The 12496-nt window shown below is 65.0% G+C and carries 12 protein-coding genes; 9 read left to right on the plus strand and 3 right to left on the minus strand.

Features of this window, described 5'->3' with window-relative positions:
• Nucleotides 1–199: 199 nt before the first annotated feature.
• Genes fahA through maiA form a run of 4 tightly spaced genes read left to right on the plus strand, consistent with a single transcriptional unit; the run spans nucleotide 200 to nucleotide 3684 of the window.
• Complete coding sequence (fahA, locus tag ACO2Q5_RS11725; RefSeq protein ID WP_423291180.1) at nucleotides 200–1474, plus strand: fumarylacetoacetase; 1275 nt, start codon at nucleotides 200–202, stop codon at nucleotides 1472–1474.
• On the plus strand, nucleotides 1474–2325 hold the full coding sequence (locus tag ACO2Q5_RS11730) for a fumarylacetoacetate hydrolase family protein (RefSeq protein WP_423291182.1): 852 nt from the start codon (nucleotides 1474–1476) through the stop codon (nucleotides 2323–2325). Before fahA ends, ACO2Q5_RS11730 begins: the two co-directional genes overlap by 1 nt.
• A 19-nt stretch (nucleotides 2326–2344) precedes the next feature.
• Nucleotides 2345–3040, plus strand: a complete 696-nt coding sequence (locus tag ACO2Q5_RS11735) for a fumarylacetoacetate hydrolase family protein (RefSeq protein ID WP_423291184.1) — start codon at nucleotides 2345–2347, stop codon at nucleotides 3038–3040.
• Nucleotides 3037–3684, plus strand: coding sequence for a maleylacetoacetate isomerase (gene maiA, locus ACO2Q5_RS11740; protein WP_423291186.1), 648 nt, complete (start codon nucleotides 3037–3039; stop codon nucleotides 3682–3684). The genes ACO2Q5_RS11735 and maiA overlap by 4 nt, the downstream gene beginning before the upstream one ends.
• Before the next feature lie 82 nt (nucleotides 3685–3766).
• On the opposite strand, the gene ACO2Q5_RS11745 is transcribed toward maiA, so the two are convergent.
• The 3 genes from ACO2Q5_RS11745 to ACO2Q5_RS11755 all read right to left on the minus strand — a co-directional run bounded on the left by ACO2Q5_RS11745 (nucleotide 3767) and on the right by ACO2Q5_RS11755 (nucleotide 6722).
• Nucleotides 3767–4543, minus strand: coding sequence for an ATP-binding cassette domain-containing protein (locus ACO2Q5_RS11745; protein ID WP_423291188.1), 777 nt, complete (start codon nucleotides 4541–4543; stop codon nucleotides 3767–3769).
• Entirely contained in the window at nucleotides 4543–5619 is a 1077-nt protein-coding gene (locus ACO2Q5_RS11750; protein WP_423291190.1) for an ABC transporter permease, read from the minus strand. Before ACO2Q5_RS11750 ends, ACO2Q5_RS11745 begins: the two co-directional genes overlap by 1 nt.
• Nucleotides 5620–5708: 89 nt before the next feature.
• Entirely contained in the window at nucleotides 5709–6722 is a 1014-nt protein-coding gene (locus tag ACO2Q5_RS11755) for a sugar ABC transporter substrate-binding protein (protein ID WP_423291557.1), read from the minus strand.
• Between the two features lie 202 nt (nucleotides 6723–6924).
• Here ACO2Q5_RS11755 and ACO2Q5_RS11760 point away from each other — a divergent pair, with 202 nt between their 5' ends.
• The 5 genes from ACO2Q5_RS11760 to ACO2Q5_RS11780 all read left to right on the plus strand — a co-directional run bounded on the left by ACO2Q5_RS11760 (nucleotide 6925) and on the right by ACO2Q5_RS11780 (nucleotide 12494).
• Nucleotides 6925–7359, plus strand: a complete 435-nt coding sequence (locus ACO2Q5_RS11760) for an RbsD/FucU family protein (protein ID WP_423291192.1) — start codon at nucleotides 6925–6927, stop codon at nucleotides 7357–7359.
• Between the two features lie 80 nt (nucleotides 7360–7439).
• On the plus strand, nucleotides 7440–8588 hold the full coding sequence (locus tag ACO2Q5_RS11765) for an ROK family transcriptional regulator (RefSeq protein WP_423291559.1): 1149 nt from the start codon (nucleotides 7440–7442) through the stop codon (nucleotides 8586–8588).
• Between the two features lie 90 nt (nucleotides 8589–8678).
• Nucleotides 8679–9707, plus strand: coding sequence for a LacI family DNA-binding transcriptional regulator (locus tag ACO2Q5_RS11770; RefSeq protein WP_423291194.1), 1029 nt, complete (start codon nucleotides 8679–8681; stop codon nucleotides 9705–9707).
• 232 nt (nucleotides 9708–9939) lie between these two features.
• Entirely contained in the window at nucleotides 9940–10884 is a 945-nt protein-coding gene (locus ACO2Q5_RS11775) for a sugar ABC transporter substrate-binding protein (RefSeq protein ID WP_423291196.1), read from the plus strand.
• A 71-nt stretch (nucleotides 10885–10955) separates the two neighbouring features.
• Nucleotides 10956–12494, plus strand: a complete 1539-nt coding sequence (locus tag ACO2Q5_RS11780; RefSeq protein ID WP_423291198.1) for a sugar ABC transporter ATP-binding protein — start codon at nucleotides 10956–10958, stop codon at nucleotides 12492–12494.
• The last annotated feature ends 2 nt before the right edge of the window (nucleotides 12495–12496 follow it).

The following is a 12496-nucleotide window of genomic DNA, read 5'->3' on the forward strand; positions in this document are numbered from 1 at the left end:
ACTCCCCTGTCTGCGGCGCCTTTCTTCCTTTTGGTCGGTGTGGATCAAAAGTGTATACGATTCTGTGATCGGTCAACAAGTTTCTGCTTGATTCTGGCGAATTCTGTGAAAATGTGAATGCAGTTATGCCCGGGCACCCGGATGGCACCGGGGGCTGTGGCCGGGTCTGCGGCAAAACGAACGGCTTGGGAGGGCTGGCATGAACCGATCATGGGTCACCGGGGCAGACCGCCCCGGCTGCGATTTTCCGCTGGCAAACCTGCCCTACGGCGTCTTCTCGACCCCCGGCACCGCGGCCCGCTGCGGCGTGGCCATCGGCGATTGCGTGCTGGACCTTGCCGCGCTGGGCGCGGCCGGGCTGATCCCGGGGCAGGGCTGCGGTTTCGATGAGTCCGCGCTGAACCGTTTCATGGCGGCCGGTCCGCAGGTGTGGGAAGGGGTGCGCAATCGGCTGACGACGCTGCTGGCGCTGGACGGTGCTGGGGATCTGCGCAACCAGCCCGCGCTTTGCGCGCAGGTGCTGCATCCGCTGTCGGCCGTCACGATGCATCTGCCGATCCGTGTGGCGGGCTACACCGATTTCTTTGCCGGGCGGCAGCATGCCTTGAACTCGGGCACCATTCTGCGCGGCCCGGGCGCGGGGCTGACGCCGAACTGGCCGCATATGCCGATTGCCTACAACGGCCGCGCCTCGACCGTCGTCGTCTCTGGCACGCCGGTACGGCGGCCGCTGGGGCAGACGGCGCCCGATCCTGCTGCCGGGCCGGTTCTGGGCCCGTCGCAGCGGCTGGACATCGAGGTAGAGTTCGGCGCCCTTGTGGCCCTGCCCACCGAACTGGGCCAGACCCTGACCGTGGCCGAGGCATGGGAGCATCTGTTCGGCTTTGTCCTGCTGAACGACTGGTCCGCCCGCGACATCCAAAGGTGGGAGGGTCAGCCGCTTGGGCCGTTCCAGTCCAAGGCCTTTGCCACCTCGATCAGCCCCTGGGTGGTGACCCGCGCCGCGCTGGAGCCGTTCCGCCGCCCGGCGCCGGAGCGGGATAATCCACTGCTGCCCTATCTGCACGAAGAGGCGGATTATTTCTTCGACCTCACGCTGGAGGCGCATCTGACCCCCGCGGGCGCGGCGCAGGCCAGCCGCATCGTGCAGACCAATACCCGCCACCTGTCCTATTCCGCGCCGCAGCTTCTGGCGCATCATGCGCTCTGCGGTTGCCGGATGCAGACCGGGGACCTGTTGGGATCGGGCACGATCTCGGGGCCGGAGCGGCCAAATTTCGGCTGCCTGATGGAGCAGACATGGGGCGGCCGCGATCCGGTGACGCTGGAACAAGGCGGCACCCGGATGTTTCTGGAGGATGGCGACAGCGTGACCCTGACCGGCTGGGGTGAGGCGGACGGCCAGCGGATCGGCTTTGGCCGGTGCGAAGGCACGATCCTGCCCGCACCCGCCCGCATCGGAAGGGGGCACTGATGCGGCTGTGCCGGTTCGACGACAATCGTCTGGGCGTGGTGCGCGGGGACGTGCTGCATGATGTCAGCGCCGTGCTGGAGGCATTGCCCGCATGGCGCTATCCGCTGCCGGACCATGACCCGCTGATCGCCGCTTTGCCGGACCTGCGCCCGCGAATCGAGGCGCTGGCCGATGCGGCCCCGGCCCTGCCCTTGGCCGGGCGGCGCCTGCTGCCGCCCGTTGCCTCTCCCGGCAAGATCATAGCCGCGCCGGTGAATTACCGGCTGCACCATGACGAGGCTTTGGCCGATCAGGGGATTCACCACGGCACGAACATTCTGCCCATCGACAAGGCCGGGCTGTTCCTGAAGGCCAACAGCTCTTTGGCCGGGGCGTCGGAGCCGGTGACCCTGCGCTTTCCCGAGGCGCGCAACGATCATGAGATCGAGCTGGTCGCCGTGATCGGCCGCCGCGCTGACCGGGTGTCCCGCGCGGCGGCGCTGGACCATGTGGCGGGCTATTGCATCGGCCTCGACATGACCGTCCGCGGCACCGAAGAGCGCAGCATGCGCAAATCCTGCGATGGTTATTCGGTGCTGGGGCCATGCATGGTCACGGCCGACGAAATCCCCGATCCGTCCACGCTGGAGATGGAGCTGCGGGTCAATGGCGAGCTGCGCCAGAAGGCGCGCACGGCCGACCTGCTGCGCGATGTGGCCGCGCTGATCGAACGCGCCTCGTCCTTCTACACGCTGATGCCGGGCGACCTGCTGTTCACCGGCACGCCGGAAGGCGTGGGCCCGGTGCGCCCGGGCGATGTGATGCGCGCCGCAATCAGCGGGATCGGCGCAATGGAAATCATTGTCTGCTGACCGCCAGAAAGGAATACCCATGGAATATGTCTTCCCGCCGCTGCCCGTGCAAAGCCTGCCCGTCGCCGGAGACAGCCGCCGCTTTGCCCTGCGCCGCATCTTCTGTGTGGGCCGCAACTATGCCGACCACATCCGGGAGATGGGGTTCCAGCCGGAGCGGGAGCCGCCGTTCTTTTTCACCAAACCGATTGATGCGCTGGTGCAGGATGGCGAGACGGTGGCCTATCCGCCGCTGACCGAAAACTTTCACCACGAGGCTGAACTGGTCATCGCCATCGGCAAGGCGGGTGCCGATATCGCCGTGGCCAATGCGCTGGATCATGTCTTCGGCTATGCGACGGGCAATGACCTGACCCGGCGCGATCTGCAATTCGCCCTGCGCGACCGTGGCCGCCCCTGGGACTGGAGCAAGGCCTTCGACCGTTCGGCGGTGGTGGGCACGATCAGCCCGCGGCCGGGGCAGGCGCTGCCCGGCGCCACCCGCGTGCGCCTGAACGTCAACGGAGAGACCCGGCAGGATGCCACGCTGGACACGATGATCTGGAATGTGGCCGAGATCATCGCCGCGCTGTCCGCCTCGGTCACCATCCTGCCGGGCGATCTGATCTTCACCGGCACCCCGGCAGGTGTCGGGCCGCTGGAGGAAGGTGACAAATGCACCGTCGAAATCGACGGGCTGGCGCCGATCACCACGCTGATCGGCCCGCGCGCATGACGGCAATCCGCCTGCACAGCTATTTCCGCTCCTCCACTTCGGTGCGGGTGCGGGTGGCGCTGCGGATGAAGGGATTGGACTACAGCTATGTGGCGTGGAACCTGCGCCGCCGGGAACATCTGTCCGACAGCTATCTGTCGGTGAACCCGCAGGGCGTGGTGCCCGCGCTGGAGATGGACGGGCTGATCCTGACGCAATCGGTGCCGATCATCGAATATCTGGAGGAAAGGTTTCCCGATCCGCCGCTGCTGCCTGCGGATCTGCCCGGCCGTGCGCGGGTGCGGGGACTGGCTGCGATGATCGCCTGCGAGGTGCATCCGCTGAACAATCTGCGGGTGCTGACCTATCTGAATGACAGATTCGCCGCGGATGAGGCGGTGCAGGCCGAATGGTTCCGGCACTGGACCTGCGCCACGCTGGATCCGTTGGAGAAGATGCTGGCCGGATCCTCCCGAACCGGCACCTTCTGCCATGGCGAGACGCCGGGGCTGGCCGACATCTGCCTCTTCGCGCAGATGCTGAACAACCGGCGCTTCGGACTGGAGGAGGAGCGCTGGCCCACCCTTGGCCGCATCCACCGCGCCTGTCTGGAAATCCCGGCCTTTGCCCTTGCCGCGCCGGAACAGCAGCCGGATGCCGTCTGACCCGATTTCCGGATTGCTCGCCCGTCCGGCACTTGGGGTGCTGGCCATTCCCAGCCAGTGACGGCAGGGAATGGCTTGCGTGTCAGGCGGCCTCGGTCACCCCTTCGGGCAGTTTGGCCCCGGTCATGAAGGCCACCGCATCGGACATGGTGTAATCCTGCGGGCGGATCACGCACAGCCGGCGGCCCAGACGGTGGATGTGGATGCGGTCGGCCACCTCGAACACATGGGGCATGTTGTGGCTGATCAGGATGATCGGAATCCCCCGTGACCGGACATCGCGGATCAGGTCCAGCACGCGGCGGGATTCCTTGACCCCAAGCGCGGCCGTCGGTTCGTCCAGGATCACGACCTTGGACCCGAAGGCCGCCGCCCGCGCCACCGCCACCCCCTGACGCTGGCCGCCCGACAGGGTCTCCACCGCCTGGTTGATGTTCTGGATCGTCATCAGCCCCAGTTCGTTCAGCTTGTCGCGGGCGAATTTCTCCATCCGCGGGCGGTCCAGCTGCCGGAACAGCGACCCCATGACGCCGGGCTTTCGCAGTTCCCGACCCATGAACATGTTGTCCGCGATGGACAGGGCGGGCGACATGGCCAGTGTCTGATACACCGTCTCGATCCCCGCGGCGCGGGCGTCGATGGGCGAGGAGAAGCGGATGGGCCTGCCCTCCAGCGTGATCTCGCCCTCATCCGGGGTCACGGCGCCGGACATGGCCTTGATCAGGGTGGATTTGCCCGCGCCGTTGTCGCCGATGACGGCCAGGATTTCGCCCGGATAAAGGTCGAAGTCCGAATGGTCGATGGCGGTCACCTTGCCATAGCGTTTGACAAGGCCGGTGCCTTTCAGGATCGGTTCCATCAGCCAGATACCTTTCTGATCCATTGATCCACGGCGACGGCGAAGATGATCAGCGCGCCGATGAGGAAGAAGGTCCATTGCGGGTCGGTGCCGACAAGGCGCAGGCCCATTTCGAAAGTGCCGACGATCAGCGCGCCGAAGAACATGCCGACGATGCTGCCCCGTCCGCCGAAGAGCGAGATGCCCCCGATCACCACCGCGGTGATGGACTGGATATTGCCCAGCTGCCCGGTGGATGCGGTGGGCGAGACTGAGCCGAAGCGGCCGATCATCACCCAGCCCGCAATGGCGCAGAACAGCCCGGCCAGCGCATAGACCTGCACCAGAACCTTTTTCGTTGGAACGCCCGCCAGCTCTGCCGCGACCGGATCGTCGCCCGTGGCATAGACATGGCGGCCCCAAGCGGTGTGACGCAGGATCCAGGCCATCACGGCCACCAGCACGATCATCAGGAAGACCGCATAAAGGATCTTCACTCCGCCCGGCTGGATTGACGCACCCCAGAGCTGCAGCGCGGGGGCCTTTTCCGCGATGTCCGAAGACCGGATCGTCTCATTCGCGGAATAGATGAAATTCGAGGCCAGCAGGATCTGCCAGGTGCCCAGTGTCACGATAAAGGGCGGCAATTTCATCCGCGCGACGAGAAAGCCGTTCACCGCCCCCATGGCCGTGCCGAGAAGCAGGCCGATGACGATGGAAAGCTCGGCCGGAACACCGTAGCGGAAGGTGATCTGTCCCATCAGCACCGAAGAGAAGACCGCAATCGCGCCGACCGACAGGTCGATCCCGGCGGTCAGCACCACCAGCGACTGCGCGCAGCCCAGAATGCCCACGATGGCAATCTGCTGCAGGATGGTGGACAGGGTGCCTGCCTTGAAGAAGTTGTCGGCTGCAAAGCCGAAGATCACGATGGCCACCAGCAGGACGATCATCGGCACGGCCGACGGCGTCTGGTGCAGCCAGTGCTGCAACTTTTTCAGCGCACTGGTCTCTTCGGTGAATTCGGCCACTTTTTCCGAGGCGCCCTGAAGGCCGGCCTCATACGCGCCCGAGACGGATTTCGCGTCAGTTGACATGCGTTCCCTCCGCTGCCCCCGGAGCTGGGGGCCGGTTGTGCGAAAGGGCGGCGCGGGCCGCCCCTTCTGGGTTCATCGGATGGCGGGCATCAGCCCCAGCACAGCTCCAGCCCTTTGGCCGAGTCGATGGATTCGATTCCCGCGGCGGGCTTGTCGGTGATCAGGGCGACGCCGGTGTCGAAGAAATCCTTGCCTTCGGTCGGCGCGGGCTTGGTGCCGTCGGCGGCGAATTTCGCAATCGCCTCGATCCCCAGCGAAGCCATCAGCAGCGGGTATTGCTGCGAGGTGGCGCCGATCACACCGGCCTTCACGTCCTGAACGCCCGGGCAGCCGCCATCGACGGACACGATCAGCACGCCCTGTTCCTTGCCCGCAGCTTTCAGCGCCTCATAGGCCCCCGCGGCCGAGGGTTCGTTGATCGTGTAGACGACATTGATATCGGGGTCCTTGGCCAGCAGGGCTTCCATCGCTTTCAGGCCGCCCTCCTCGTTGCCAGAGGTCACCTCGTTGCCCACGATCCGCGCATCGGATTCGTCGCCCCATTTGTTTGGATCGGCAAGGTCGATGCCGAAGCCCTGCAGGAAGCCCTGGTCGCGCAGCACATCCACCGACGGCTGGGCGATGGACAGGTCCAGCAGCGCGATCTTGGCATTGGCTGCGGCATCACCCATCGTGGCCTTGGCCCATTCGCCGATCAGCAGCCCCGCCTTGAAGTTGTCGGTGGCAAAGGTGGCATCGGCGGCGTCGATCGGGTCCAGCGGCGTGTCCAGCGCGATGACCAGAACGCCGGCATCGCGGGCGGCCTTGACCGAATCGACGATGGCCTTGGTGTCCGAAGCGGTCAGCAGGATGCCCTTGGCGCCATCGGCCACGCAGGCCTCGATCGCGGCGACCTGGCTTTCATGGTCGCCGTCGACCTTGCCCGCATAGGATTTCAGGGTCACGCCCAGTTCGGCCGCCTTGGCCTCGGCGCCTTCCTTCATTTTCACGAAGAAGGGGTTGGTGTCGGTCTTGGTGATCAGGCAGGCGCTGGTCTCGGCCGCGGCGCCCGTCGCCATCAGCGCAAGCGTTGCCGTGCCCAGAAGGGCCTTCATCGAGGTCATCATGGCAATCCTCCCATTGGTGCGGCGCACATCCCGCCGCGCTGCGCAGCTGTTCCTCCCGCTGCGATAACGTCAAAAAAGCCGATTCCCGATGGCGCGTCAATATAAATAAATAAGAGTGATTTATTATTGACAGATCGCCGGCTTCGCCCGAAACCTGAGACAGGAGCGGTCCGGTGCGCCGGGTCCGGGGAGGTGTGGAATGCTGATCGGGATACCGCCTGTTCTGGGGCCGGAGCTTCTGGCCACCCTGCGGGCGATGGGACATGGCGACGAGATCGCCCTTGTGGACGGCAATTATCCCGCGCTTTCGCATGCGCGGCGGCTGATCCGCGCGGACGGTCACAGCCTGCTGGTGATGCTGCAGGCCGTGCTGCAGGTGCTTCCGCTGGACACCGACAGCCCGGCGGCAATTTTCCGCGCCAGCCAGAACAACGATCCGATGCAAAGCGCACCTATCCACCACCGGATCGAGGCGGTCTGCGCCACGCTGAAGCCGGGGTTTGCGGTGCAGCCGCTGGCGGGGGCAGAACTCTATCCGCGCATCTCTGCGGCGCATGCGGTCATTGCCACCGGCGAACGTGCGCTATACGCCAACGTCATCCTGAGGAAGGGCGTGATCGGAGAAGGGCCATGACCCATGACGCGGACAGCGGCCCCTTTCCGGAGCGCGCCGCTGCCGAGGCGGGGCAGTTCCGCGGCACCAACCAGTCCGGCATGCGGGCACAGAACGAACGTCTGGTGCTGACGCTGTTGCGCCGGCACGGTGCTTTGGCAAAATCCGACATTGCCCGCATGACCGGGCTTTCGGCGCAGACCGTGTCGGTCATCATGCGCGCGCTGGAAAAGGACGGGCTACTGGCGCGCGGCACGCCACAGCGCGGGCGGATCGGCCAGCCGTCCATCCCGATGTCGCTGGCGGCGGACGGGGCCTTTTTCTTCGGGCTGAAGATCGGGCGGCGGTCGGCCGATCTGGTGCTGATCGACTTTCTGGGCCGCATCCTGTGCATGCGTCGCCGCGTCTACCGTTATCCCACGCCTGATGTGGTGACGGCTTTCGCGCAGGAGGCGGTGCCGGAACTGACGGCAACCCTGCCCGTCATGATGCGGCATCGAATCGGGGGGCTGGGTGTTGCCATGCCGTTCCAGCTGTGGAGCTGGGTGCAGGCTCTTGGGGCGCCGCAGGGCGAAATGGATGCCTGGCGGAGCTGCGACATGCAGGCGGAACTGGCCGCGCTGACCGGGCTGCCGGTCTTCATCCGCAACGATGCCACCGCCGCCTGCGGGGCCGAGCTTGTCTTCGGCAAGGGCGAGCGGCCGAAGGATTTCCTGTATTTCTACTGCGGCACCTTCATCGGGGGCGGGCTGGTCCTGAACGGCCAGCTGTTCACCGGCCGCAGCGGCAATGCCGGGGGCGTGGGTCCCATGCCGGTGCCCGGTGCCGCGGGGGGCATGGCGCGGCTGTTCGATGCTGCCTCGATGGCGGTGCTGGCCGACGCGATGGATGCTGCCGGAGAGCCGTCCGATCATCTTTGGGCCCAGCATGCGCAATGGGAAGTCAGCCGCCCGGTGCTGGACCGCTGGCTGGAGACGGCGGCCGAAGGGCTGGCCTGGGCCACGCTGTCCGCGGCCGCCCTGACCGAGATCGAAGCGGTGCTGATCGACGGCTGGATGCCTGTTGCCATCCGGGCTGAACTGACCGCGCGCACGGCTGCGGCGCTGCACCGGCTGGATCTGTCGGGGATCGACCCGCCTGCGATCCGCGAAGGCACCGTGGGTGCCGATGCCCGTGCTTTGGGTGCGGCGGCCACGCCGCTGTCGCAGCGCTATCTGATCGACCAGAACGCCTTGCCTGCCGAAGGCTGACCGGCTGTCCGCTGCAAAAGCCGGCTTGTGTTCTGTGATATAGGCTTTCATTCATGATGGTAATTCCATCAAGAACCATCCGGAGGCTTCGTGAAGCGCCCCACCATCAACGATCTGGCCCGCGCATCCGGTGTCAGCGTGGCCACCGTCGACCGGGTGCTGAACGGCCGTCTTCCGGTGCGAGAGGAGACGGCGCGCAAAGTGTCCGAAGCGGCCGAGCGCATCGGCTATCATGCGGCGAATGCGATCCGTCAGCGCATTCTGGCCAACCTGCCCGAATATCATCTGGGTGTCGTGCTGCAGAAGGAACGGCACGCCTTCTATCAGGCCTTCGCGCAGGAAATGCGCGAGGCGGCCGGCCGGGTGCTGGATCGCAACATCCGGGTGACGATCAGCTTCGCCCAAAGCTCTGACCCGGCCGAGGTGGCGGATATTTTGCAACGAATGGCGGGCAAGGTGCAGGCGGTGGCGGCCACCGGGCTGGATCACCACGATGTCACCACCGCTGTCGCCCGGCTGCGCGAACGGGGGATTCCCACGTTTTCGCTTCTGTCTGATTTTGCGCCCGGCACGCGCGAAGGCTATTTCGGCACGAACAACATGAAGGTTGGCCGCAGTGCTGCTTGGCTGCTGACGCTGGCGGCGCGAAGGCCGGGCAAGCTGGCGGTGTTCATCGGCGGACACCGCTATCACGGCCACACTTTGCGTGAGGCCGGGTTCCGCGCCTATTGCCGTGAACTGGCGCCCGAGTTCGAGGTGCTGGACGCCATCGTGAACAACGAGACCCGCGCCCTGACCCGGGATGCGCTGGAAATCGCCATGCACCGTCACCCCGATCTGGTGGGCGTTTATTGTGCCGGGGGCGGGATGGAGGGGGCGATCGCCGCGCTGGAGGCGTCGCGGTCGGCCGATCCTCTGGCCTGCATCGTTCACGAGGTAACCCCCGAATCGCGGCAGGCGCTGATGGGGCGCAGGATCACCGGCATCTTTCAGACCCCGCTGCGCGACCTGTGTGCCGAGCTGATGACCACGGTGATCCATACGGTCGAAGAAGGTATGGCCGAAAATCCCGGCCAACGCTTCGTGGTGCCCCATCTCTGGACGCCCGAAAGCATATGATAGAAAACCATCATTATTGTGATGATTTTCTATCATGAATGATGCTCCGTGACGATACGGCTCCGTTGACCGGAATCGGTGGATCGTGAAATTTGCCCCTACGGCGGAGGGCTGAGGAGCAAATCCGCGCGTTGCAAGACCGGCAGGGACAGGACCCATCCGCAGCATTTCTGCGGACGGCCTTGTGCATCCCGATGAAATGGCAGGCCGGGGCCGACAGAGGAGGAAAGACATGAAGAAATTCCTGATCGCCAGCAGCGTCATTGCCAGCCTGATGGGCACGGCCGCCTCGGCCGAGAACATCGGTGTGTCGATGGCATTGTTCGACGACAACTTCCTGACCGTGCTGCGCAACGGCATGTCCGATTATGCCGCCGGACAGGACGGGGTGACGCTGCAGATCGAAGATGCCCAGAACGACGTGGGCAAGCAGCTGAACCAGATCCAGAACTTCATTGCCTCGGGCGTGGATGCGATCATCGTGAATCCGGTCGATACCGATGCGACCGTGGCCATGTCCGAAGCCGCCGCCGCCGCGGGCATTCCGCTGGTCTATGTCAACCGCGAGCCGGTGAACGTGGATACCCTGCCCGAGAAGCAGGCCTTCGTCGCCTCGAACGAGCTGGAGTCGGGCACGCTTGAAACGCAGGAGGTTTGCCGCCTGCTGAAGGAAGCCGGCAAGACCGAGGCGAATATCGTGGTAATGATGGGCGAATTGTCGAACCAGGCCGCCCGCATGCGGACGCAGGACATTCACGATGTGATTGCCACGCCGGAATGCAGCTTCATGAAGATCGTGGAAGAGCAGACCGCCAACTGGTCGCGCACCCAGGGCGCCGACCTTATGACCAACTGGCTGTCGGCCGGGCTGCAATTCGATGCCGTCATCGCCAACAACGACGAAATGGCCATCGGCGCCATTCAGGCGATGAAGGCCGCGGGGATGGACATGGCCTCGGTCATCGTGGGCGGGGTGGATGCCACGCAGGACGCGCTGGCCGCCATGGGCGCGGGCGATCTGGACGTGACCGTGTTCCAGAACGCCGCCGGTCAGGGGCAGGGTGCGGTGGATGCCGCGCTGAAGTTTGCCCGCGGCGAGACGGTCGAGAAGAAGGTCTACATTCCCTTCGAACTCGTCACCCCGGCCAATCTGGCGGATTACACCGCCAAGAACTGATCCGTGACCGGGACGAGGGGCACGGCCGCCCTTCGTCCCGCCTTTGACCAGTTTCAAAAGGGGGATTGCGCATGCTCAGCCCGGCCACGGCGGCCGCCGTCGAAAAAGTCAGGACCCGGATCGAGGACGAAGGCGTCCTTGCCATCTCGGGCATCCGCAAGGAATTTCCCGGCGTCCTCGCGCTGGACAATGTCCAGCTGAAGATACGGCCCGGCACGGTTCATGCCCTGATGGGCGAGAACGGCGCCGGAAAATCCACGCTGATGAAGATCATCGCCGGGGTCTATCAGCCCGACGCGGGTGAAATCCGGCTGCGGGGCGAGACCGTCACCCTGAAATCGCCGCTGGATGCGCTGGACCAGGGGATCTCGATGATCCACCAGGAACTGGCGCTGATGAACTCGATGACCATTGCCGAGAACATCTGGATCCGGCGCGAGCCGAAGAATGCCTTCGGCCTGATCGACCACCGCAAGATGGCCGCCCAGACGCAGGAACTGTTCGACCGGCTGAACATCCGGCTGAACCCGGTGACCCTGGTGTCGGAACTGACCGTGGCACAAAAGCAGATGGTCGAGATCGCCAAGGCCGTCAGCCACAATTCCGATGTTCTGATCATGGACGAACCCACTTCGGCCATTACCGAACGCGAAGTCGAACATCTGTTCACCATCATCCGCGATCTGCGGGCGCGGGGGGTGGGCATCGTCTACATCACCCACAAAATGAACGAGCTGTTCGAGATCGCGGATGAATTCACCGTCTTCCGCGACGGCAAATATGTGGGCACCCACAATGCCGCCGATGTGACCCGCGACGACATCATCCGCATGATGGTGGGCCGCGAGATCACCGACATGTTCCCCAAGGTCGATTGCCCCATCGGCGAGGTGATCCTTGAGGTGGAAAAGCTGACGTTGCCGGGCGTGTTCTACGACATCAGCTTTCAGTTGCGTCGCGGAGAGATCCTTGGGCTGGCGGGGCTGGTCGGCTCCAAACGGTCCAATGTGGCCGAGGCCCTGTTCGGGGTGCATCCGGCCGCTTCGGGCACGATCCGCATCAATGGCAAGGCGGTGGATATCCAGACCCCGGCGCAGGCCATGGATCAGGGCATCGCCTTCCTGACGGAAGACCGCAAGGAAACCGGCTGCTTCCTGATCCTCGATTGTCTGGAGAATATCCAGATGGCGCTGATCACCCGGTCCTATGCCAAGGCCGGCTTCGTGGACCAGAAAGCGGTGACCGGACTGGCCGAAGAGATGGCCGGCCGCCTGCGGGTCAAGACGCCGAATCTGGCGGAGCGGGTGGAAAACCTGTCCGGCGGCAACCAGCAGAAGCTGCTGATCGCGCGCTGGCTGCTGACGAAGCCGCGCATCCTGATCCTGGATGAACCCACCCGCGGCATCGACGTGGGGGCGAAGTCGGAAATCCACCGGCTGATCACCAATCTGGCCGCTGAAGGCGTGGCCGTCCTGATGATCTCGTCCGAACTGCCCGAGGTTCTGGGGATGAGCGACCGCATCATGGTCATGCACGAGGGGCATGTCTCCGGCTTCCTGACCCGCGACGAGGCGGATCAGGTCAAGATCATGGAACTGGCCGCGCGCTGACG

The sequence above is a fragment of the Neotabrizicola sp. VNH66 genome, from assembly GCF_049445895.1.
Classification (GTDB): domain Bacteria; phylum Pseudomonadota; class Alphaproteobacteria; order Rhodobacterales; family Rhodobacteraceae; genus Pseudogemmobacter.

Bases quoted from the DNA above. Each gene is read 5' to 3' on its own strand.
- fahA (WP_423291180.1), top strand. From the start codon at position 200: ATGAACCGATCATGGGTCACCGGGGCAGACCGCCCCGGCTGCGATTTT.
- ACO2Q5_RS11730 (WP_423291182.1), top strand. From the start codon at position 1,474: ATGCGGCTGTGCCGGTTCGACGACAATCGTCTGGGCGTGGTGCGCGGG.
- ACO2Q5_RS11735 (WP_423291184.1), top strand. From the start codon at position 2,345: ATGGAATATGTCTTCCCGCCGCTGCCCGTGCAAAGCCTGCCCGTCGCC.
- maiA (WP_423291186.1), top strand. From the start codon at position 3,037: ATGACGGCAATCCGCCTGCACAGCTATTTCCGCTCCTCCACTTCGGTG.
- ACO2Q5_RS11745 (WP_423291188.1), bottom strand. From the start codon at position 4,543: ATGGAACCGATCCTGAAAGGCACCGGCCTTGTCAAACGCTATGGCAAG.
- ACO2Q5_RS11750 (WP_423291190.1), bottom strand. From the start codon at position 5,619: ATGTCAACTGACGCGAAATCCGTCTCGGGCGCGTATGAGGCCGGCCTT.
- ACO2Q5_RS11755 (WP_423291557.1), bottom strand. From the start codon at position 6,722: ATGACCTCGATGAAGGCCCTTCTGGGCACGGCAACGCTTGCGCTGATG.
- ACO2Q5_RS11760 (WP_423291192.1), top strand. From the start codon at position 6,925: ATGCTGATCGGGATACCGCCTGTTCTGGGGCCGGAGCTTCTGGCCACC.
- ACO2Q5_RS11765 (WP_423291559.1), top strand. From the start codon at position 7,440: ATGCGGGCACAGAACGAACGTCTGGTGCTGACGCTGTTGCGCCGGCAC.
- ACO2Q5_RS11775 (WP_423291196.1), top strand. From the start codon at position 9,940: ATGAAGAAATTCCTGATCGCCAGCAGCGTCATTGCCAGCCTGATGGGC.
- ACO2Q5_RS11780 (WP_423291198.1), top strand. From the start codon at position 10,956: ATGCTCAGCCCGGCCACGGCGGCCGCCGTCGAAAAAGTCAGGACCCGG.